The sequence below is a fragment of the Gordonia sp. 852002-51296_SCH5728562-b genome (assembly GCF_001665475.1).
In the GTDB taxonomy this organism is placed as follows: domain Bacteria; phylum Actinomycetota; class Actinomycetes; order Mycobacteriales; family Mycobacteriaceae; genus Gordonia; species Gordonia sputi.
Map to the genome: position 1 here is coordinate 16,579 of NZ_LZMI01000126.1, position 21,695 is coordinate 38,273.

At 65.9% G+C, this 21,695-nt stretch carries 21 protein-coding genes, 1 pseudogene and 1 riboswitch; of the genes and pseudogenes, 12 read left to right on the plus strand and 10 right to left on the minus strand.

The genetic code is table 11. The features are described 5' to 3' along the window. Positions 1-40 precede the first annotated feature (40 nt). The gene (locus A5766_RS20705) at positions 41-922 is read right to left on the minus strand and encodes an SGNH/GDSL hydrolase family protein (RefSeq protein ID WP_005202072.1); all 882 of its coding nucleotides are present in this window, start codon (positions 920-922) and stop codon (positions 41-43) included. A gap of 202 nt (positions 923-1,124) precedes the next feature. Here A5766_RS20705 and A5766_RS20710 point away from each other — a divergent pair, with 202 nt between their 5' ends. Continuing rightward, positions 1,125-1,958, plus strand: coding sequence for a DUF4352 domain-containing protein (locus tag A5766_RS20710; RefSeq protein ID WP_064865427.1), 834 nt, complete (start codon positions 1,125-1,127; stop codon positions 1,956-1,958). Positions 1,959-2,051: 93 nt separating this feature from the next. Here the strand turns inward: A5766_RS20710 and greA are convergent, their stop codons facing one another. The 3 genes from greA to A5766_RS20725 all read right to left on the minus strand — a co-directional run bounded on the left by greA (position 2,052) and on the right by A5766_RS20725 (position 4,071). After that, positions 2,052-2,543, minus strand: a complete 492-nt coding sequence (gene greA / locus A5766_RS20715; RefSeq protein WP_005202069.1) for a transcription elongation factor GreA — start codon at positions 2,541-2,543, stop codon at positions 2,052-2,054. A gap of 233 nt (positions 2,544-2,776) precedes the next feature. Beyond that, a complete protein-coding gene (locus A5766_RS20720) occupies positions 2,777-3,484 on the minus strand; it encodes a queuosine precursor transporter (protein WP_064906244.1) in 708 nt (235 codons plus the stop codon). A 113-nt stretch (positions 3,485-3,597) separates the two neighbouring features. Beyond that, positions 3,598-4,071, minus strand: coding sequence for a DUF4307 domain-containing protein (locus A5766_RS20725; protein WP_064906219.1), 474 nt, complete (start codon positions 4,069-4,071; stop codon positions 3,598-3,600). Between the two features lie 15 nt (positions 4,072-4,086). On the opposite strand from A5766_RS20725, the gene mca reads away from it, so the two are divergent. The 3 genes from mca to A5766_RS20740 are packed head-to-tail and all read left to right on the plus strand — an operon-like array spanning position 4,087 to position 7,492. Further along, positions 4,087-5,043, plus strand: a complete 957-nt coding sequence (gene mca, locus A5766_RS20730; RefSeq protein WP_051993716.1) for a mycothiol conjugate amidase Mca — start codon at positions 4,087-4,089, stop codon at positions 5,041-5,043. After that, positions 5,040-5,420: a hypothetical protein gene (locus tag A5766_RS20735; RefSeq protein WP_005202063.1), complete on the plus strand. Its 381-nt coding sequence runs from the start codon at positions 5,040-5,042 to the stop codon at positions 5,418-5,420. The genes mca and A5766_RS20735 overlap by 4 nt, the downstream gene beginning before the upstream one ends. A 59-nt stretch (positions 5,421-5,479) precedes the next feature. Beyond that, entirely contained in the window at positions 5,480-7,492 is a 2,013-nt protein-coding gene (locus A5766_RS20740; RefSeq protein WP_064865431.1) for a thioredoxin domain-containing protein, read from the plus strand. A 52-nt stretch (positions 7,493-7,544) separates the two neighbouring features. Here the strand turns inward: A5766_RS20740 and A5766_RS20745 are convergent, their stop codons facing one another. Further along, positions 7,545-8,360, minus strand: coding sequence for a patatin-like phospholipase family protein (locus A5766_RS20745; RefSeq protein WP_005202059.1), 816 nt, complete (start codon positions 8,358-8,360; stop codon positions 7,545-7,547). Then, positions 8,357-8,986 (minus strand): histidine phosphatase family protein, encoded by a 630-nt coding sequence (locus A5766_RS20750; protein WP_005202058.1) that lies wholly within the window; start codon positions 8,984-8,986, stop codon positions 8,357-8,359. The genes A5766_RS20745 and A5766_RS20750 overlap by 4 nt, the downstream gene beginning before the upstream one ends. A gap of 184 nt (positions 8,987-9,170) precedes the next feature. On the opposite strand from A5766_RS20750, the gene A5766_RS20755 reads away from it, so the two are divergent. Continuing rightward, positions 9,171-9,554: a YciI family protein gene (locus tag A5766_RS20755; RefSeq protein ID WP_005202056.1), complete on the plus strand. Its 384-nt coding sequence runs from the start codon at positions 9,171-9,173 to the stop codon at positions 9,552-9,554. 5 nt (positions 9,555-9,559) lie between these two features. Further along, positions 9,560-10,831, plus strand: a complete 1,272-nt coding sequence (locus A5766_RS20760) for an RNA polymerase sigma factor (RefSeq protein ID WP_005202053.1) — start codon at positions 9,560-9,562, stop codon at positions 10,829-10,831. 9 nt (positions 10,832-10,840) lie between these two features. Here A5766_RS20760 and rocD read toward each other — a convergent pair whose 3' ends face one another. Next, on the minus strand, positions 10,841-12,889 hold the full coding sequence (gene rocD, locus A5766_RS25380; protein WP_082946541.1) for an ornithine--oxo-acid transaminase: 2,049 nt from the start codon (positions 12,887-12,889) through the stop codon (positions 10,841-10,843). A 97-nt stretch (positions 12,890-12,986) separates the two neighbouring features. Between rocD and A5766_RS20770 the strand changes: the two genes are divergently transcribed. From A5766_RS20770 to A5766_RS20780, 3 genes are all read left to right on the plus strand, one after another. Next, positions 12,987-13,433, plus strand: a complete 447-nt coding sequence (locus tag A5766_RS20770; protein WP_039854276.1) for an Lrp/AsnC family transcriptional regulator — start codon at positions 12,987-12,989, stop codon at positions 13,431-13,433. A gap of 281 nt (positions 13,434-13,714) precedes the next feature. Beyond that, complete coding sequence (locus tag A5766_RS20775) at positions 13,715-14,809, plus strand: 3-deoxy-7-phosphoheptulonate synthase (protein WP_005202048.1); 1,095 nt, start codon at positions 13,715-13,717, stop codon at positions 14,807-14,809. Positions 14,810-14,898: 89 nt separating this feature from the next. Beyond that, positions 14,899-15,315, plus strand: coding sequence for a helix-turn-helix domain-containing protein (locus A5766_RS20780; RefSeq protein WP_005202046.1), 417 nt, complete (start codon positions 14,899-14,901; stop codon positions 15,313-15,315). Between the two features lie 71 nt (positions 15,316-15,386). On the opposite strand, the gene A5766_RS20785 is transcribed toward A5766_RS20780, so the two are convergent. The 3 genes from A5766_RS20785 to A5766_RS20795 all read right to left on the minus strand — a co-directional run bounded on the left by A5766_RS20785 (position 15,387) and on the right by A5766_RS20795 (position 18,351). Next, positions 15,387-15,989 (minus strand): ClpP family protease, encoded by a 603-nt coding sequence (locus A5766_RS20785; RefSeq protein ID WP_005202045.1) that lies wholly within the window; start codon positions 15,987-15,989, stop codon positions 15,387-15,389. Then, positions 15,986-16,603, minus strand: coding sequence for a ClpP family protease (locus A5766_RS20790; protein WP_005202044.1), 618 nt, complete (start codon positions 16,601-16,603; stop codon positions 15,986-15,988). The genes A5766_RS20785 and A5766_RS20790 overlap by 4 nt, the downstream gene beginning before the upstream one ends. A 95-nt stretch (positions 16,604-16,698) precedes the next feature. Next, positions 16,699-18,351: an alkaline phosphatase D family protein gene (locus tag A5766_RS20795; RefSeq protein WP_064906221.1), complete on the minus strand. Its 1,653-nt coding sequence runs from the start codon at positions 18,349-18,351 to the stop codon at positions 16,699-16,701. Positions 18,352-18,466: 115 nt separating this feature from the next. Further along, a riboswitch (cobalamin riboswitch) is annotated at positions 18,467-18,676 on the plus strand. A 114-nt stretch (positions 18,677-18,790) separates the two neighbouring features. On the opposite strand from A5766_RS20795, the pseudogene A5766_RS20800 reads away from it, so the two are divergent. From A5766_RS20800 to A5766_RS20810, 3 genes and pseudogenes are all read left to right on the plus strand, one after another. Further along, a pseudogene (locus A5766_RS20800) lies at positions 18,791-19,853 on the plus strand (FecCD family ABC transporter permease). Then, positions 19,850-20,650: an ABC transporter ATP-binding protein gene (locus A5766_RS20805; protein WP_005202040.1), complete on the plus strand. Its 801-nt coding sequence runs from the start codon at positions 19,850-19,852 to the stop codon at positions 20,648-20,650. Before A5766_RS20800 ends, A5766_RS20805 begins: the two are co-directional and overlap by 4 nt. Positions 20,651-20,658: 8 nt before the next feature. Next, positions 20,659-21,684, plus strand: a complete 1,026-nt coding sequence (locus tag A5766_RS20810) for an ABC transporter substrate-binding protein (protein ID WP_051993715.1) — start codon at positions 20,659-20,661, stop codon at positions 21,682-21,684. The last annotated feature ends 11 nt before the right edge of the window (positions 21,685-21,695 follow it).

Sequence of the window (21,695 nt, forward strand, 5' to 3'; positions counted from 1 at the left end):
TTCAATTCGACACACATATGCGTAGTGGGTTCCAGGCTCGCTACCGAGCCAGGCCGAGGGCGCGACTGACGATGCCTGCCATCTCGCGCTCGCCAAGTGCGTTGGGGTGCACGGGGACCGGCTGAACGATGCCGAAGATCGGTTCCACCCAGCGGACGCCGACGGGCTTGCAGCTGTCGTGGCCGATCGACGGTGTGGTCGCGTCGACGTAGGTCACCCCGGTCGCCGCGGCGGCACGCTTGACGGCGTCGTTGAGTGCGGTCTGGATGCCGTGCGCATAGGGCAGATCGCCCGCGGCAACCGGCAGATCGGGACACGCCTGCGCGGTCGCGGGCATGATGAGCGGGTAGCTCACGATCGCCACCCGGGCTGCGGGCGACTTCGCCCGAATTGCCTTGAGCGCGTTCACAATCTTCGGGTACGTTGCGGTCTGGATCTCGCGGGTCATCGTCGAGCCGTACTGAGCTTTGCATGGCGTGTCCCGGAATCCCGCGGCGACGCCTGCTGCGACACACTTTTCGACGGTGCCAGCGAAGACGTTGCCGTCGTTGCCTCCGATCATCAGTGTGACGAGTTGCGTATCGGGGCGCAGTGCGCGCAATTGTGGTGCGACGTCGGCATATTGGCGGGTGAAGAAGTCTTTCGTCTGTGCGCCACCGCAACTGACGTCGTTGAGGGAGAAGCCGTTGCGGCGCGCGATCACGTGCGCGAAGTTGTTGCTCGACTGCGTGCAACTGCCGGGTTTGTCTGCCGCAGTGGGGGATACGCCTGAACCCGCGGAGTAGCTGTCTCCGAGATTGACGTACGCCAGCGGCGCGGGGGCCGCGTCGGCGGGGACAGGTGTCGAGACCGAGGCGAGGAATCCGACGGCCGCGGCAGCGGCGAAGGCCCCGACTCGACGCAGGGTGATGTGCGTTTTCATACCTGAGTCTTAGCATCGCGAAACACCCGCACGAGACGTTTTGGCCAAACTCGTCTCAGGTCGGGGTCAGGGCTCGCGGTGAATCCGCGAGGCATCAGATTCACTCGTTCGGACGACGCACCGCAAGGCCGTTTTTGTCGGACTCGATCCATAGAGTCCCCTTCGTCGCCGAACGTACGGCGTCGTGAACGAAGGAAGACCAATGACGAACCCCCCGAATGCGCCCCAGTCGGGCGCTCCCCAGTCGGGCGCTCCCCAGTCGGGCGCTCCCCAGTCGGGTGCGCCCCAGTCCGGCGCACCCCAGTCCGGTGCGCCCCAGTCCGGTGCACCCCAGTACGCGTACCCGCAGCCTGATGCCGGGCAGTACGCCGGAGCGCCGAACGCGGTGCCGCAGTACGGCTTTCCTCCTCAGGCTCCCGGCGGTCAGCCCGTCAACCAGCCGCCCAAGAAGCGGCGCAAGTGGCCGTGGGTCCTCGGTGCGCTGGTGGTGTTGATCGTGATCATCGTCGCGGTGTCCGGAGGCGGGTCGGATTCGGATTCGTCGTCGAACTCGACGTCGGCCGGCTCGTCGCAGCAGGGTGCCGACCAGAAGAACGGCGACGGTAAGAACGCCGACTCCGAGAAGGGCGGCGGGGCAGCAGGACTCAACACTCCTGTGCGCGACGGCAAGTTCGAGTTCGTCGTGACGGGAGTGGAGAAGGGTCTGTCGAGCGTCGGCGACAATCCCTACCTGACCGAGCAGGCGCAGGGGCAGTTCGTCGTCGTCTCGATGACGGTGCAGAACACGAGCAACAAGCCGCAGAGCTTCTCGCCGTCGGAGCAGAAGCTCGTCGACGGTCAGGGCCGCACGTTCGAACCGAGCACGTCCGCGCAGATCGCTCTCGGCGGTTCCGACATTCCGGTGTGGGACAACATCAATCCCGGCAACACCGTCAACGCCAAGGTTGTCTTCGACATGCCGAAGGATGCGAATCCGACGACCATCGAGCTGCACGACTCGATGTTCTCGGGTGGCGTGAAGGTGCGCCTGAACTGATCACCTCGCGGTGAGATACGACGAAAGGTTGCTGAGGGCTGCGGAAACCGCAACCCCCAGCAACCTTTCAATCGTGCTGTGGTCCGAAGTGGGTCAGCTGTGATACGGCTCGGCCTTGACGAGCGTCACCTTGATCACCGAGCCACTGGGAACGGTGTACTCGCGGGTGTCGCCCACCTTGGCGTCGATCAGAGCGGAGCCGAGCGGCGAACTCGGTGAATAGGTCTCGAGTTTGCCTGCCTGGGCCTCTTCGCGGGTGGCGATGAGGAAGGTCTCTTCGTCGCTCTTGTCGCCGTCGTAGTAGACGGTGACGACGGAACCGGGCAATGCGACGCCGGACTGCGTCGGGGCCTCGCCGACTTTTGCGTTGTTGAGCAGCTCCTGGAGCTGTCGGATACGCGCTTCCTGCTGGCCCTGTTCCTCGCGTGCGGCGTGGTAGCCGCCGTTCTCCTTGAGGTCGCCCTCTTCGCGACGCTCGTTGATCTCGGCAGCAATGACCGGACGGTTGGCGATCAGAGAGTCGAGCTCGCTCTTGAGGCGGTCGTGCGACTCCTGGGTCAGCCAGGTCACCTGGGTGTCGGTCATCGGTCACTCCTTTGTGTTGTCCGCTCCCCGGCAATGTCTGAACCGGGGCACTGTCCCGAATCGGGACACATGGACTGCTCTAAATGCTTGGTCTGCCCGCATGCTTCATGCGCGCACGTGTTTCGTTTTGTCACACGCGGTAGGGCATGTGGGCCTGCTCTAAATGCAGCAACACGACCCCTCTCGGAGCCGTGTATTCAGTCAGGATACCAAATCCGGACGGATGTGGCACATCACACGTCGGTCGTGTTGACCTCGGCGAGTGCCTGCTGGTAGCTGGGTTCGGCTCGTTTCAGCCAGGCGACCACGCCGTAGGTGATCGGCATGACGAGGATTTCGACGAGCGTTTTCCAAATGAATCCGACGGCGGTGTAATTGATGAAGTCGCCCCAGGTCGAAATCCCCAGTGCGGATGCGGCAATGGAACAGAAGACGAGTGTGTCGGCGAATTCGCCGACGACGGTCGAACCGAGAAGTCGTGCCCAGAGTCGCTTCTCGCCCGCGCGTTGCTTCATTTTCACGAGCACGAACGAGTTGAGGAACTCGCCTGCGAGGTATCCGGCCAACCCGGCGAGGAGGAACTGGGGCACCACTCCGGCGACGCGGGTGAACGCGTCCTGGCCGTCGTAGAAGTCGGCTGCCGGCAGGTGGATGGTTGCCCAGAAACACAGGGAGGCCAGCAGAAGGACGGCGAAGCCCGCGAGGATCGTTCGACGCATCGCCTTGAACCCGTAGACCTCGCTGATCACGTCGCCGAGGACGTATGCCAGCGGAAACAGGTAGAACGCGCCGTCGGTGACCAGGCCGTTCATGTGGATCGGGCCGACGTCGAGGTGCAGCCAACTGTCGAACAACACGACACCCTTGGTGCCGGTGATGTTGCTGATGACCATGACGCCGATGAACAGTGCCACCAACGCGGGGAAGTACGGGCTGCTCAGACGGGCGAAAACCGCCTTGTCCGGCTTCCCCTTCTTGACGTGCTCATCCCTCGCGTCACGAACGCCGGCGTCACCGTCGGGAGTGGCCGAGGTCGGCACGGGGCGCTCGTCTGTCACGACGCGGTGGAGGTCAGATAGGCGGGCACGTCGGTGCTGCAGCCGAAGACTTCGCCGATGACCGGTGGTCCGGACGTCTTGACGACGGTGCGTAGTCCCTGCTGCTGGGTGCCGGGCGGTACGAGAACCTCACGACGCCCCGCCTCGGAGCCGTCCTTGACCCGGGCGCGGACCACGCACGCCACCGGCTGGGTCGGATCCTTGCGGGTGACCGTGTACAGGACGGCGACCGACGAGTTGTCGAGAAGCTCGTAGCCGGTTGCCTGTCCGCTGACATCGGGATCGGCGAACTTGTTGTAGCCGATTGCGGCGAGGATCACACCGACGACGACAACGGTGACGGCCGATGCGATGAACCACAGGCGCCGACTCCGCGCCGACTGTGCGACGGGATAGGTGGCACGCGGTCCGCTACGCGGTTGTTTGTGCAGGTCGGGTTCCTGCGGCGTGCCCCCGTCTGAACTGTTCACGGGTCAATACCTACCATGAGAGGAGTACGTATCCGAAGGCGAGGAACCGTGACCGAATCGCGCACGCAGGGCGGCTACCGTCTCATGGCAGTGCATGCCCATCCCGACGACGAGTCGAGCAAGGGTGCGGCCACATCGGCCAAATACGCCGCAGAGGGCAACGAGGTCCTCATCGTGACCCTCACCGGTGGCGAACGCGGCGACATCTTGAACCCGGCGATGGATCGTCCGGGCATCAAGGAGCGGATGACCGAGGTCCGCAAAGAGGAGATGGCGAAGGCCGCAGCTGCGCTCGGCGTCGAGCAGACGTGGCTCGGTTACGTCGACTCTGGCCTGCCGGAAGGCGACCCGCTGCCTCCACTGCCGGAAGGCTCGTTTGCGACGTTGCCCGTCGAGGTGCCGACGGAGAAACTCGTCGCGCTCGTCCGCGAGTTCCGCCCGCACGTGATGATCACCTACGACGAGCACGGTGGATATCCCCATCCCGACCACATCATGTGCCACAAGGTGTCGGTGGCGGCGTTCGAGGCCGCGGGCGACCCGGCGGCTTTCCCCGACGCGGGCGAACCGTGGACGGTGTCGAAGCTGTACTACACGCATGGATTCATCCGCGACCGCATGGTGCTGTTCTCCGAGGAGTTCGAGAAGAACGGCCAGGAGAGTCCGTTCGCCGAGTGGCTCTCCAAGTGGGATCCCAGTCGCGGCGATCTGATGGGACGCGTGACGACTCAGGTCGAATGCGCGGAGTATTTCCCTCAGCGTGACGATGCGTTGCGTGCACACGCGACGCAGATCGACCCCAACGGCATGTTCTTCGCGGTCCCGCTCGAGTGGCAGCAGCGACTCTGGCCCACCGAGGAATATGAGTTGGCACAGACGCGGGTGACCACCGCGATTCCGGAAACAGACCTGTTCACAGGTGTATCGCTCGACGACGAAGCCGTCGGGGTTGGGGAGCAGGCGACGTCATGACGTTCTCGACAATCGCGGTGTTGGCCGCACAGCAACCGCAGGGACCCGAGTTCGGCAAGGCCTCGCCGATCGGTCTGCTGGTGATCGTGGTTCTGCTCATCGGCACGGCACTGCTGATCCGCTCGATGAACAAGCAACTCCGCAAGCTGCCGAAGTCGTTCGACGCCAATCACCCCGAAGCCGACCAGGCCTTTGATGAGGGCACCGATGCGGCGGGCGCGGGTATTGCCGATGGTGACTCCGAGCGGGCCGCCCACGCCGACGACCACGGCATGGCGACGGACGCCGGCAACGGGGTATCGGTCAGCGCCGACACCACCAGCGCCTCCGACACCACCGGTAACCCCGGGCTGCGGCGGGATTCCGGCAACACCTGACCCCGTGGTTCGACCGGTAGCAGGGACCCCACCGACTCTCGCGACGGAACGGATCGGACATGCCGAATCAACTGAGCGCATCGTCGAGTCCCTATCTCCGGCAGCACGCCGACAATCCCGTCGACTGGCGCGAGTGGACCGATGCCGCGCTCGAGGAGTCGGTGCGACGCGACGTCCCGATACTGCTGTCGGTGGGCTACGCGGCATGTCACTGGTGCCACGTGATGGCGCACGAATCCTTCGAGGACGCCGACACCGCCGCGCAGATGAACCGCGACTTCGTCTGCATCAAGGTCGACCGCGAAGAACGTCCGGACATCGACGCGATCTACATGAACGCGACGGTCGCGATGACACGCCAGGGCGGCTGGCCGATGACGTGCTTTCTCACCCCTTCTGGTGAGCCCTTCTATTGCGGCACCTACTTTCCCGACACCCCACGCGGCGGAATGCCCTCGTTCCGGCAGATCCTCTCCGCGGTGACGCAGGCGTGGACGACGCGGCGCAGCGAGATCGAGTCGATGGGCGCACGGGTCCGAGAAGCGTTGTCCGACGCCGCTTCTGCGCTTCCGGCAGGTGGTGTCGACGTCGATGAACGGCTACTCGACTACGCGGTCACCACCGTGCTCGGCGACGAGGATCAGGCCGCGGGCGGGTTCGGTGGACCGCCGAAGTTTCCACCGTCCGCGTTGCTCGAAGGTCTCCTGCGCCACTACGAACGTTCAGGAGACGCCGCGCCTCTGCAGGCCGTGATGCGCACAACCGATGCGATGGCCCGTGGCGGAATCTACGACCAACTCGGCGGTGGCTTCTCGCGGTATGCGGTCGACAACGACTGGGTCGTACCGCATTTCGAGAAGATGCTCTACGACAACGCCCAGTTGCTCCGCGTGTACGGGCATCTCGCGAGGATCGTCGACGACCCGCTGTCCGGCCGGATCGCCGAGGAGATCGTCGACTTCCTGCGTCGGGATCTGCGTGTCGTCGGCGGGTTCGCCTCGTCGCTCGACGCCGATGCCGCAGGCGTCGAGGGCTCGACCTACGTGTGGACTCCCGCCCAACTGCGTGAGGTTCTCGGTGACGAGGACGGCGATTGGGCCGCAGCGCTTTTCGGCGTCACCGAAGCGGGAACCTTCGAGCACGGTGCGTCGACGCTGCAATTGCGCACCGACCCCGACGACCCCGACCGGTACGCGGACGTCAGGCGTCGACTCCTCACCGCGCGGGCGTCGCGCCCGCAACCCCCGCGCGACGACAAGGTGGTGACGGGGTGGAACGCCATGGCGGTCACCGCACTCGCCGAGGCCGGCGCGGCGCTGGGGCATTCCGACTGGGTGGACCTGGCTGTCGAGGTGCTGACCGAGCTAGTCGACAGTCATCTCGTCGACGGACAACTGCGGCGTTCATCTCTCGGCGGAGTTGTCGGTGCGCCGCTGGCTGCACTCGACGACCACGCTGCACTGGTCACCGCGATGCTGACCGTCTATCAGGTCACGGGCGAAACAAGTTGGTGCGACAAGGGTTTGGCGTTGCTCGACGAGGCTATCGAGACGTTCGCCGACCCCGACGAGGCGGGAGCCTGGTTCGACGCCGCGCAGGGAACACTCATCGCGCGGCCCCGGGACCCGGCCGACGGTGCGACGCCGTCGGGCGCCTCGCTCGTGGCCGAGGCCACGCTCGTCGCGTCGGCACTCGCCCGGATGGGTCCCGCGACCCGCTACGCGAGCATCGTCGACGAGACGTTGACGCGTGGCAGCGTGCTCTTGGCCAAAGTGCCTCGGTCAGCGGGGCATTGGCTGGCCGTCGCCGAGGCGCGCCGCGATGGGCCGATCCAGGTCGCGATCGCCGAAGACTCCCGCAGCAGTGGCGAATTGGCCACTGCGGCAAGGCGACTCGCTCCGGGTGGGGCGATCGTCGTGTCGGGTGCGCGCGACTCGCAGCCGCTGCTCGACGGCCGCGGGCCGGTCAAGGGTCACGACGCGGCGTACGTCTGCCGCGGCGCGGTGTGCGACCTTCCGGTGGTGAACGCGAACGACCTGGCCGCTGCGCTGACCAGAGAAGTAGCGAACTGACGCGGCGCTGATGCGTGCGTGTGCGCGCCGATCGCCGAGCGATCAGCGACGGTCAACGCAGCAGTGAGAGCGCTTCGAGTCCGTCGTCGTAGCCGAGAACCGCTGCCAGGCCGCGGATGTCGGGATCGAAAGGGTTGTCGCCGGAGCGGCTCAATGTGGTCGACGATGGCGAGATGACTGTGGCCCGCGCGAGAACCGCTGCGACGTCGGGTCGGGCCGTCGCCGGATCGTCGACCATCGGCGCGAGAACGATGACGCGCTCGACGTCTTCGGCGAGATGTGCGTTGGTCGGGCTCAACGAGCCGCCGTCGACGTAGGTCGCGCCATCGATGGTGACCGTCGGCCAGATTCCGGGTACCGCGCAGCTCGCGGTCACCGCGTCGACGAGATCGACGCCCGAGTCAGCCGCGAAGACCACGAGCTCGCCGTCGGATCGTAGTGCCGTGACCCGCAGGGAGATCGGCCACGTCGTTCCGGACAACCTGGATGCGACGGCGTCGCGGCGTTCGTGCGGGTCGGCCGTCGACAGTGCGTCGGACAGCGCGACAAAACGTTGTGCGCGTTCAGGATCGGGGGCGGTCGATGAGGCGATCGACCCGAAAGCCTGCATCGGGGCGGCGAGATCACCCGTCGGAGTCATCTCGGCGTTGCGACGTGACTTGCGGGTCATCGCGTCGAAAAGCGTTGTCGCCGAGCCATACTGGAGAACGGCGGCACCCGTTGCCGAACCCGCGGACGTTCCGATGACGACGTCGGCGTCGGCCGCGGGAAGAGCGTCGGACTCCTCCAGTGCGGCCAGAACGCCTGTCATCCAACCGATGCCGAGCAGCCCGCCACCACCGAGGACGAGCGCCGTCGACAGGGTCACAGGGAGCCGCTGCGCGGACGTGCGCCTTCGGGTCCGCGCAACTCGACGAGCCGTCGATCACCCGCGTGATCGCTGAGAAGCGCGCTGCCCGCGGGGCGCAGGTCGATGTTGGCGCCCTGGCTGATCGGCCATCCGAGGAATCGGCAGATGAACGACCGCGAGAAGTGCCCGTGCGACACCACGATGACGTCGGACTTCTCGAAACGCTCCTCGACGTGGTCGACAGCGGCGTCGACACGCGTTGTCATGTCGGACACGGACTCGCCGTTACGGCCGCCTCCGGTCCAGATCGTCCAGTCGGGGTCGTAGCGCTCGTGGATCTGAGCGCGGGTCAGGCCCTCGTAGTCGCCGTAGTCCCACTCGGCGAACAGCTCACTGGTCTCGTCGATGTGCAGTCCGGCGAGTTGCGCGGTGCGCTGGGCGCGTTTCCGGGGAGAGGCCATGACCCAGGGGTCTGTGAGTCCCGCGCGGTCCTCGATCCCGTTCAGTGCTCGCGCGTCCTCCTCGCCCTTCGGGGTCAGGTCGATGTCGGTGCGGCCGGTGTGCCGGTCGGTCAGCGACCATTCGGTCTGCCCGTGACGGATGAGGAGCACGTGGTGGGTGGCGTCGCGCCGAGAGTCGCTCATCGTTCCGATGCTAGTAGCGATCGCGCAGCGATAACCGTAATTGCGTGGGCGTCGGAAACGTCAGCGACATTGACTACATCTCGACTGTCGATTCGAGGCCGGCGCCGCGTCATGGGTGTGGTGACAGCGCAGGGCTGTCATCATGTGATCCGGAGATCCCGGGTCACCAGGGAAAGGACCCGCTATGCACTACATCCTCGCCATCACCGTCGACGAGTCGGTTCCGGCTCCCGAGCCCGGCAGCGCCGACTTCGAGGCAGGCCGCCAGGCCTGGGCCGACTACGGCAGGGCGCTGAAAGCGGCGGGCGTGCTCGTCGACGGGGCAGGCCTTCAACCGTCGGAGACGGCCACGACGCTCCGGCTGACCCTGGGACAGGATCCGACCGTGATCGACGGACCCTATGCCGAGTCCAAGGAGCAGCTCGCCGGTTTCTACCACATCGACGTCGCCGACCTCGACGACGCCGTGAAGTGGGCCGGCCAGATTCCCGTGCCGTTCGGCGTCGTCGAGGTCCGCCCGGCACGACTGATCCCTGGAGCCGACGGCGCGCCTGTCGTCGCGAATTGACCGCAGTGTTCGGTGCGCAGCCGGGTGACGTCGCCACTGCCGTCACCCGGCTCGCGCGGACCGACAGTGGGCGCGTCCTGTCGCTCTTGGCGACCCGGTACGACGACGTCGACCTGGCAGACGATTGTGTGCAGGAGGCGCTCGTGCAGGCCGTCGAATCATGGCCTGTCTCAGGCATCCCGGACAATCCTGCCGCCTGGCTCTACGCCGTTGCGCGCAACAAGCTCGTCGATCGACTGCGCCGACGGGCCGTCGAGCACCGGCGGTTGGCCGGTGCGGCGCGTGAACTCGCCGTCGACGCAGACCGCGAAACGCCCGCGGCGGAGGAGTTCTCGCGGATCGTCGACTCCGCCGGGATCGGCGACGAGCGTCTGCGGCTGATGCTGCTGTGCTGCCATCCCGCCCTGCGGCGCGAGGCACAGGTTGCCTTGACGCTCCGGCTCGTCGGAGGTCTGACGACCGCTGAGATCGCGGCCGCGTTCCTCGTCGCCGAGGAGACACTCGCCCAACGAATCGTGCGCGCCAAGCGAAAAATACGTGCCGCGCGCATTCCGCTGTCGATTCCCGCCGACCTCGACGAACGTGTCGACGCCCTGCTCGCCGTGCTGTACCTCGTCTTCAACGAGGGATACCTGGCGTCGGGAGCGGTGGCGGACAGACTTGTGCGTGTCGACCTCGTCGACGAGGCGATCCGGCTCACCGAGGTGGCGGTGAGCCTCGTGCCGGACAACGGTGAGGCCAGGGGATTGCTGGCGCTCGAGCTGTTCACCCATGCGCGGTCGGCAACGCGTGTCGACGGCGCAGGAGATCTCGTGTCGCTTCCCGAGCAGGATCGTCGTGACTGGGACCGCGCACTCATCGACCGGGCACAGGCGATCCTGCGCGACGCTGTCGCCCTACCGGGGGTCGGTCCGTATCGCATCCAGGCCCTGATCGCCGGAATACATTCGCGTGCGCAGACCGCGGACGACACCGATTGGGAAGCGATCGTCGGCCTCTACCGCATACTCGAACGCATTACGCCGACACCCATCGTCGCACTCAATCGTGCAGTGGCGGTGGGGATGTCGCAGGGCGCCACCGCGGGTCTCGCCGACCTCGACGCGATCGTCGGGCTCGAGGGGCACCACCTCTGGCACGCTGCGCGGGCAGAGATGCTGGTGCGTCTCGACCGACCCGACGATGCGCGTGCAGCGTTCACCACGGCGATCGGCTGTGCGCGCAACCCGGTCGAAACGCGCCATCTACGACGACGACTCGCTGCGATCGGTGAGTGACGAGCAGGCTCAGCCCTTCAGCGCCTCTGCGAATCGCTCGATGAGCCAGTCGATCTCGTCGTGCGTGACGACGATCGGTGGGGCGAGGCGGATCGTCGAACCGTGGGTGTCCTTGGCCAGCACACCTCGTTCGGCGAGACGCAGGCAGAGCTCTTTGCCGGTGCCGAGGGCGGGATCGATGTCGATGCCTGCCCACAGTCCCTTGCCGCGGACGGCGACGACGCCGTGACCGACGAACTCGCGCAGGCGGGCGTGCAGGTGTTCGCCGAGTTCGGCTGCGCGAGCCTGCCAGGTGCCGTCGGCGAGCATGCGGACAACGGTGTGTCCGACGGCGGCGGCGAGCGGGTTGCCACCGAACGTCGAGCCGTGCTGTCCGGGGTGGAGCACTCCGAGCACGTCTCGGTCGGCAACCACCGCCGACACCGGGAGTACGCCTCCACCGAGTGCCTTGCCGAGCGTGTACACGTCGGGCACCACGCCCCAGTGCTCACATGCGAATGTCGTGCCTGTCCGGCCGAGACCCGACTGGATTTCGTCGGCGATCATCAGCACGTTGTTCTCCGTGCAGAGTCGACGGACCTCGGGCAGGTAGTCGTCGGGCGGGACGATGATTCCGGCCTCACCCTGGATCGGTTCGATCAGCACGGCGACCGTGGTGTCGTCGATGGTGTCGGCCAGCGCGGTGGCGTCGCCGAACGGCACCCGCGTGAAACCCGGTGTGAATGGCCCGAATCCGCCGCGCGCGTCCTCGTCGTCGCTGAAGCTCACGATGCTGATCGTGCGGCCGTGGAAATTTCCGCCGGCCACGATGATCGTCGCGTGTCCCGGCGCAACGCCTTTCACGTCGTACCCCCACTTGCGGGCCACCTTGAGTGCCGATTCGACGGCCTCGGCGCCGGTGTTCATCGGCAGCACCATCTCCTTGCCGCACAGCTCGGCGAGCGCCGCGCAGAACGGTTCGAGGGTGTCGGAGCCGAATGCGCGACTGGTGAGCGTGACGCGATCGAGTTGTGCCTTCGCAGCCGCGACGATCTCGGGATTGCGGTGACCGAAGTTGACCGCGGAGTAGGCGCCGAGGGCGTCGAGGTAACGCCTGCCGTCGACGTCGGTGATCCATGCTCCCTCGGCGGTCGCCGCAGTGACCGGCAAGGGTGAATAGTTGTGTGCCACATGGGGTTCGGTGAGCGGTTGCATGGTCTTCTCGTCCGACATCTCTGGTAGCCGCAATTCTAATGTGCAGCACTTGACTCCTCCGCCGCCTTTGAGGAGTTCGGAGAGGTCGACGGTGATCGGGAGGTAGCCTGCGTCGCGCAGTCGTGACTCCAATCCCGGTGCGGCGTCGGTCATCACGACGTGGCGACCGTCGGACACGAGGTTGAGTCCGAGGACGACGGCGTCGGACTCGGTGGCGATGATCGCGTCGGGAAAGAGGTCGGCGAGAACCGCGCGCGACTCAGTCGAGAAGGCGTCGGGGAAGTAGGCGATGGTGTCGTCGTCGAGCACGCCCAGAGCCGTGTCGAGGTGGTAGAAGCGCGGATCGATCAGTTCGAGGCTGACGACCGGAAGTCCGGTGATCGTCGCGACTTCGGCGTGGGTATCGGGGTGGGTGCGGAACCCGGTCCCCGCCAGGATGCGACGCCCGACGAGGAGGAAGTCGCCTTCGCCCTCCTGTACGCCGGCGGTCTCATGCACAGCGTCGGCGCCGCAGGTGTGTAACCATGCCGTGTAGTGCTCGCCTTCCGGCGCGCGCTCGGGGTGCAGGAACCGTGCTGCCACGGCCTTTCCGTCGACGACGAGTCCGCCGTTGGCGGCATAGACCATGTCTGGCAGACCCGGCTGGGCGTCGACGAGTGTGACCGAATGGCCGAGGGATCGATAGATGTCGCGCAACGACTCCCATTGCGTCATGGCGAGTTCTGTGTCGACGGGGACGGACGGATCCATCCACGGGTTGATCGAGTAGGTGACCGTGTAATGGGAAGGAGGGGTCATCGCATAGGTGCGGGTGCGTGGGGTGCGTTCGGTGAGCGCAGCAAACCGTGGACTCGTCAGCGTCATAATTCGACGGTAGCGTCAGCGTCTAGCGCAAACAATCGACGTGAATTGCGCATTTGATTAAGCAATCTCTATTAACGGGTGGCAGAGGGTGGAAAAGTTGCGTCAGATCGACGAGCTCGACGAGAAGGTGCTCGAATGTCTGGCTCGCGATGCGCGAGCGACGTACGCACAGATCGGCGACGAGGTCGGTCTGTCGGCGCCCGCGGTCAAGCGTCGGGTCGATCGGCTGGTCGACGAGGGAGTGATCAAAGGGTTCACGACCGTTATCGATTCGACGGCGATGCAGTGGACCACCGAGGCCTATGTACAGGTGTTCTGCCGAGGCAACATCTCGCCGGAGGAACTGACCGCGGCATGGGAGCCGATACACGAGGTGGTCAGCGCCGCGACCATCACTGGCCAGGCCGATGCCATCCTGCGTGTGATGGCCCGCGACGTACACCACCTCGAGCACGCCCTCGAGCGCATCCGGCAGGCGGGCCCGGTGGACCGGAGCGAGTCGATCATCGTGCTGAGCCAGCTGATCGACAGGGGGCATCCGTGAGTCGGGGAGGGTTCTCGAGCGGGCGCTCTTCGCCCATTCTGGGTAATCGTGTTAACCTCGCCAACGTGACCAGCAACGTACGCGCCTATTGGCGATTCTTTATCGAGGCTCCGGGTGAGCCTGCGATGAAGCGCTGAATCTGCGTCGCACGTCAATAAACCCGGAGCCCGAGCAGTGACCGAAAGGTCGCTGCTTTTCTCATGTCAGGGGCCTCCGATGACAAGCAAGCGGGTGTCCCAGTCGTAGAAGACAGGCCACCACCCGCGAAAGGCAACACAGAAGTGACCACCCTCCCGGATCTCGCCGCCACTGCCGCTCACGAGGCCGAATCGACCTCCACCTCCGATCGGCGGGTCAGATCCTTCCGGTCCATCCCGTCGCCGGACACCATCCGCGCCGAATTGCCGCTGACCTCCCGTCGAGCGCTTCGGGTCCAGGCCGATCGCGACGAGATCGCCGCCATCCTCGCCGGCCGAGACGACCGTCTACTCGTCGTCGTCGGACCCTGCTCGGTGCACGATCCGATCGCCGCGCTCGACTACGCGCGACGCCTCGCACCGCTTGCCGACGACTACGCCGACCGCTTGAAGATCGTCATGCGTGTCTACTTCGAGAAGCCGCGCACCACGGTCGGCTGGAAGGGACTCATCAACGATCCCGGCATGGATGGCACCTACGACGTCGAGCGTGGTCTGCGTACGGCACGGTCGCTGCTGCTCGACATCATCGACCTCGGCCTCCCGGTCGGATGTGAGTTCCTCGAGCCGACGAGCCCGCAGTACATCGCCGACGCCGTCGCGTGGGGTGCCATCGGTGCACGGACGACGGAGTCGCAGGTGCATCGCCAGCTCGCATCCGGACTGTCGATGCCCATCGGGTTCAAGAACGGTACTGACGGCAACGTCCAGGTCGCCATCGACGGAGTGAATGCCGCTGCCGCGCAACACGTCTTCTTCGGTATCGACGACTTCGGTCATGGTGCGCTCGTCGAGTCGGCGGGCAACGAGGACTGCCACATCATCCTGCGTGGCGGTACCACCGGACCCAACTTCGACGACGAGTCCGTGGCATCCGCGGTTGCCGCACTCGACAAGGCGGGCCTGCCCGCACGGGTCATGATCGACTGCAGCCACGCCAACTCCGGCAAGGACCACATCCGGCAGGCGCAGGTCGCCGCCGAGATCGCGGCGTCGATCCGGACGCGTCGCGCTGCGGGACACACACCGCTGATCAGCGGTGTGATGCTGGAGAGCTTCCTCGAGGCCGGTGCGCAGTCGCCCGACGCCCAGCCGCTCGTGTACGGCAAGTCGGTCACCGACAAGTGCATGGACTGGGAGTCGAGCGCACGCGTCCTCGCCGACCTCGCGCGCAGCTGACGGGCAGGGTCGCGTTCTGCTGTTGTCGCCGTTCTGCCCAGAGCAGAAGGGACGGCTGCCCGCAGCAGTGGTGACCTACGCTCGGTTGCATGGCATCGAGGAACGACTCGCATACGCAGCCGGCGCCCGAGCCGCTCTGGCGTGAGGTCACCGGGCGTGTGCTGCGTCGCCGCCGCCACGAGCGCGGCGAGCGACTCGTCGAGACCGCGCGTCGCGCGGGCGTCTCGAGTCAGTACCTGTCGGAGATCGAACGCGGACGCAAGGACGCATCGTCGGAATTGCTTGCGGCCGTCGCGGGAGCTGTTGAGCTGAGCCTGCTCGACCTGGCCCGCGAGGCCGCCGCCGAACTCGCCCGCGTCGAGAGTGCTCTCGGCGCCGCACGCAGGCCGGGCGCGTCCCGCGTCCCGGTCACGCTGCGTTCGATCCCCGCCGGTTCGACCCCTGCTGCAATGCAACCGATCATGCCGCTCTCGCGTATGCGTGGCCCGGTTGCGCTGGCGGCGTGACCGACGTCAGCCGAGCGAGCGTTCAATACCGTCGACTGGGCGCTCCCTCGCGTCGAGCGTGCGCCTGACGATCACCGGGCCGCTGTGGCCCTGGTGTCGATGACCTGATCGGCGAGTCCGTACTCGACGATCTCATCTGCCCGCAGCACGCGGTCACGGTCGGTGTCGTGACGCAGCGTCTCGATGTCGCGCCCGGTGTGCCGACTCAGTGCCTGTTCTATTTCCTCACGGATGCGCAGGATCTCCTCGGCGGCGAGGATCAGATCCGGGATCGTGCCGCGGCCCTGACCCGACGGCTGGTGGAGCAGGACCCTGGCGTGGGGGAGTACCGACCTCTGGCCCGGCGAGCCCGCGGCCAGCAGTAGTGCCGTCGACGAGAGTGCTTGTCCCACACAGGTGGTGGCGATCGGCGCATGGCAGTACTGCATGGTGTCGTAGAGTGCGAAGGTTGCGGTCACCGACGCGCCCGGAGAGTTGATGTACAGCTCGATGGGGATGTCGGGGTTCTCGGAGTCGAGATGCAGGATCTGCGCGATGAGCGCATTGGCGACGCCGTCGTCGAGTTCGGTTCCGAGGTAGAGGATTCGGTCGTCGAGCAGCCGACTGTAGACATCCATGACGCGCTCGCCCTGCGGAGTACGGGTGATGACGTTGGGAATGGTGTATGTGCTCATGCGTGACTCACCTCGAAACCCGTTGCGGCAGGGGATAACGGTCGTATCTGTGCGATGTCGGTGACGATGTGGTCGACGAATCCGTAGTCGACCGACTCGGAGGCGGTGAAGACGTGATCGCGTAGCGAGTCGTCGAAGATCTTTTCGCGGGTGTGTCCGGTCTGCTCAGCGATGATCGTGAGTACGGTGTCGCGGACGTGTCGCAGGTCGTCGGCCTGCAGTTCGATGTCGGGTGCGTAGCCGCCGATGCCCGCCGATCCCTGGTGCAGCAGGACTTTGGCATGCGGCGTGATGAACCGCTTGCCCCGGGTGCCGCTGCACAGCAGGAATTGTCCTGCACTGTAGGCCATTCCGAGGTTCACGGTGATCACGTCGTTGGGAATCAAGCGCATGATGTCGGTGATCGCGAGCATCGCGGGTACCGAACCGCCCGGAGAGTTGATCCAGAGCGCGATGTCGGCGACGGGATCGTCGTCGGAGAGCATGACGAGTTGCGAGCACAATTGCGTGCCGATCTCGTCGTCGAGTGCGGAGTCGAGAGTCAGGATGCGTTGCCCGAAAAGGCTTTCCGCGGTGCGCTTGCGTAGTGGCAGTGGTCGTTGTTCATCGGTCATGCACCGATCGTCGGTGACCGACGGATATCGGTCACGTCGGTTCCGCTCAGAGCGGCACGATTCCGCACTGAGCAGAGCAGAGCAGAGCAGCCGGGTCAGAGCACGTCGATGTCGGGCCGACCGGACGGGATGGTGATCTGCGCCCGGCGGTGCAGCGAAACATCCGGCGCGGCAATCGAATCGCTCACCCGATAGTCCGCTTCCCAGCGGTCGGCCGACAGTCTGTTGAGAACGTACCCGCGCTGAGCGTTGCCGAAGCGGATGTGGGGTGAGGCTGCCTTGAGTTGTTTGTCGCTGGCGTCGCTGTCCTCGCCGTCTGCGCCAGACGCGATCGAGGTGCCCGCGAGTTCGACGCCGACGGTCGGGGACGGTCGCGAATACGTGGAGCGCAACTCGGAGACCACGTTGCGGTGGATGTCGCCGACGATCGAGACGAGGTTGTGCACGCCGCGCTCACGCGCGCCGTCGAGAATCCTTGCGCGAGAGGCTTCGTAGCCGCTCCACCCGTCCATACTGACCGCCCGCTCGCCGTTCTTTCGGCGGGCGAGGTCGGCGATGGTGGTCTGATGCGCGAGAACGTTCCAGCGGGCACGGCTGGCGGCCAATCCGTCGAGCAGCCACTTCTCCTGTGCGGCACCGGTGATGGTGCGCCGGGGGTCTGCGGTCGCGGCATTATGCGCGGTGTCGTTGTCGCCGTTGGCCTGATCGCTGCGGAAGGTCCTGGTGTCGAGGACGCTGAACTCGACGAGGTCGCCATAGCTGAACCGACGGTAGGCGCGCAGGTCGTAGAGGTCGGCTGTCGGCGTGGGGCGAGGCCGCTGCGCGACACGCACCGGTGTGTTCTCCCACCACGCTCGCATCGCCTGGGCGCGCCGGGCGAGGAATTCGGGGATGGGTTGATTGTCCTCGGGAACCTCTGCGGCCCAGTTGTTGTCGACCTCGTGGTCGTCGAAGATCGTGATGAACGGACTCGCCCGGTGCGCGGCCTGCAGATGGGGGTCGAGTTTGTAGAGCGCATATCGATCGCGATAGTCGTCGAGCGTCGCGCACTCCCGGTGCGCCGACACCGGTGTTGCGGCGGTCTTTCGTCGGCCGCCGTCGACCGGGATCGGCTTTTCATAGATGTAGTCGCCGAGATGGAAGACGACGTCGGGTGCGTGCGCCGCCATATCGGCGTATGCGGGGTAGTGCCCGTCAGCCCACGATTGGCACGAGGCGAATGCGAAAGTCAATGCACTCAGCCGACTTCCGTGCGACGGAGCGGTACGCGTGCGCCCGATCGCCGACAGGGAACCGCCCGCACGGAATCGGTAGAAGTAGTCCGCCGCGGGCCGTAGGCCGCGTACGTCGGCGTGCACGCTGTGTCCGTTCTCCGGTGTCGCCACTTCGACGCCGCGCGCGACGACATGCCTCATGCCGTGGTCGGTGGCGATCTCCCACTCGACCGGTACCGGAAGCAGACCCATTGCTCCGCCGCGGGCGAGCGGATCGGCGGCCAGCCGTGTCCACAGGACCACGCCGTCTGGAAGCGGATCGCCTGATGCCACACCGAGCGTGAACAGGTCACTGCCACGGCGTGGCGGGGGAGCCGACGCCGCGTCGGTCGTGAACAGCGCTGGGACCGTTGCGATACCGGCAGCGACGCCCGCCCAGGTGAGAAAGCGTCGGCGGGTGGTGCCGGCGTGCAGGGTCGTGTCCCCATCGATCCGGAGGTCGTCCAGTGACGGTCGAGGTGAGATGTTCGGCATGCCGCCACCCGACCAAGAGAGGATGGACGTCGTCCTACCCGCCGTCGGCCTCGCGGTGATGGGATGGTGAAGTTCGTGAAACCGCATGCGCCATATGTCCGATTCGAGACCGTTGTTACACTGCAGCGGCGTCGGTTCTCCAGCCGAGATCGTCGGTGAGAGCCAAGAGGGAATCTGGTGGGAATCCAGAGCTGCCCCGCAGCGGTAACGGAAACGAAGGCGTTCAACAGCACTGGGCCTGCCGGCTCGGGAAGCGATCGTCGATAGGTGGCACATCACGTGCCGTGTCCGAAGTCCGAAGACCTGCCGACGTGGCCGCCGGGCATAGGCGGTCCCATCGACTTCGCGGGACATGGTCGGTGTTGAACTCGCGTGGTCGTCGTCGACCCCGCGTGGCGACATCTGCTGTACCCGCTCCGGGCTGATCAGGAGGGCGGGTATGCCGACGCGCAGTGCGAACCCTCGGGATACCTGGGCGCGACCCGTCTCCGTGGCCATCGGCTGCGGTGTGGCGCTCGTCGTGGCCGCAGCGTGCGGCGTCGCATACGGAACCGTGGAGATCGGGCTGGTCCGTATCGCTGCGGATGGTGTGGGCAGCAATCACCGGGGGACCGGTCTCGTCGGTCGACGCTGCCTCGTACTGGATCGTCGTCGACTCGCGTGTGCCACGGGTGCTGACGGGAGCGCTGGTGGGTGCCGGTTTGGCGGTGGTCGGCGTGATCGTGCAGGCGATGGTGCGCAATCCGCTGGCGGATCCCTACGTGCTCGGGATCTCGTCGGGTGCGTCTGTCGGAGCCACCGCCGTCGTGCTGTTCGGGGTCTTCTCGGGTCTCGGCCTGTATGCGTTGCCGACCGCGGCATTCCTCGGCGCACTGGTGGCGACGTTGCTCGTCTTCGGAATTGCACAGCGCGGCGGAGGTCTCACACCACTGCGGCTCGTGTTGACGGGAACCGCTCTGGGATACGGGTTCTCGGCTCTGACCACCGTGCTCATCTTTTTACGTCCGGTGGGTGATGCCGCACGGAGTGTCATGTTCTGGCTGCTCGGCAGTCTTGCTGCGGCAACATGGCATTCGGTTGCGCTGGTCGCGGTCGTGGTGGTCATCGGGATAGGTGTGGTCGCAGCGAGAGCGCGACAACTCAATGCGCTGGCGATGGGCGACGAGGTCGCCGCGTCGCTCGGCATACGGGCGTCACGGTTTCGGCTCGAGCTCTTCGTCATCGCCGCGTTGATGACCGGGTTCATCGTCTCTGTCTGCGGCGCAATCGGATTCGTCGGTCTCATCGTGCCGCACGTGACCCGCATGGTCGTCGGTGCGGATCACCGCAAGATCATTCTCGTCGCACCCGTGCTGGGGGCGCTGTTCCTTGTGGTCGCCGATCTGATGGCGCGGATTGTCGTTCCACCGCAGGAGATTCCGCTCGGGGCGATCACGGCTGCGGTGGGTGTGCCGGTATTCCTCGGACTGATGCAACGTCGGCGTACCAGGATCGACTCATGAGTGCCGTCGAGTACGACGCGGTCACCGTCGAGATCGATCACACCGTCATCGTTCGCGACGCATCGTTCACGGTCGACTCCGGAGAGTTCCTCGGGGTGATCGGCCCGAACGGCAGCGGCAAATCGACCCTGCTTCGATGCGTGTACCGCGCGCTGGCACCGTCGGGCGGCAGCGTGCGAGTCGACGGCAACGACGTGCGTGCGGTGAGTATGCGGGAGAACGCACGACGAGTCGCCGCGCTCACCCAATCGGCCTCGCTCGACTTCGATTTCACCGCGTCAGAGGTTGTCGCGACGGGACGGCTACCACACCGCGAACTGGGTGCGGCGGCCCGTGCCCGCGACCGCCAGGTGTGCGCGGCGGCGATGTCCACGGCCGGCGTCGGGATGTTCGCGGATCGTGTGTTCACCACGCTCTCCGGCGGAGAGGCGCAACGCGTACTCATCGCGCGCGCATTCGCGCAGGAGCCCAACGTACTGATCCTCGATGAACCGACCAATCACCTTGATATCCGCCATCAGTTCGACATCCTTGGTGCGGCGCGCGGACGCGGGGTCACCGTCGTCGCGGCGCTGCACGATCTCAACATGGCGGCACAGTACTGCACCACGCTCGCCGTTGTGCTCGACGGGACGATCGCGTGCATCGGGCCACCGGACGAACTCCTCACCGCGACGAACATCGCCGAGTGGTACGGCGTTGGTGCGTACGTCGTCGCCCACCCCCGCACAGGCGTTCCGCAGATCATCTTCGACGACCAAGTCCCACAAGCCATCTCCGAGGAAGAGCACTCATGACAGCACCTATGACCAGGACAGCACTTCGCAGACCGCGCGCATTCGTCGTGTCTGCACTAGCCGCGATGACAGTGGTCTCCGGTTGCGGCGCCGACGTCGAGTCGTCGACTCCCAGGTCATCAGGGGAACAGGTGACGGTAACCAATTGTGGTGCACCGCTTACGGTGAGCGGTGTACCCGATCGTGCGGTGACGAACGACACCGGGATCACAGAGCTGATGTTCGCCCTCGGATTGGGCGACCGGATGGCCGGCTACACCACGTACGAGGGCAAAGAGCGCGATATCGAATCATCCCCGTGGCGAGCGGATTTCGAGAAGACACCATCATTGGGCACGGCGTTCTCGCGGGAGATCATCGCCGCTGCGCGGCCCGACTTCGTCTTTGCGGGCTGGAACTACGGGTTCAAGGAATCGACCGGCGTCACCCCCGACTGGGTGCGTTCGACCGGTGCCGTGCCATACCAGCTGACCGAAGCCTGTCGCCAGGCAGGCAACACCAAGCGCGGCGTCGTACGACCCCTCGATGCGTTGTACGCGGACCTGTCGAATCTGGGGCAGATCTTCGGCGTGAGTGGTCGGGCCGCGACGCTGACCGCCGACTATCGCAAGCAGGTCGAGGCTGCGCGTGTGGGGGCGCCTGCCGCGTCCGCAGCGGCGCGGGTCTTCCCCTTCGACAGCGCCGATCCGACGCCGTTCACCTCGGGTCGGAATGCGGCACCGGATCAGATCATCGCCGAAGCCGGTGGACGCAACATCTTCGGCGATATCGACGACTCCTGGACGTCGGCATCATGGGAGGCCGCGGCGCAGCGCGATCCGCAGGTCATCGTCATCGTCGATTACGGGGCGGGGCCGCAGAACACCGTCGAAGCCAAGATTCGACAGCTCGAGTCGCAACCGTTGATGGCGCAGACAACCGCTGTGCGAGAGCGCCGCTACATCTCGTTCCCGTATGCGGCGCTCGTCGAGGGTCCGCGCAATCCGCAGACCATCACGGCGCTTGCCGAGTACCTGCGATCGCAGGGGCTCTGAGTAGGCCGTCG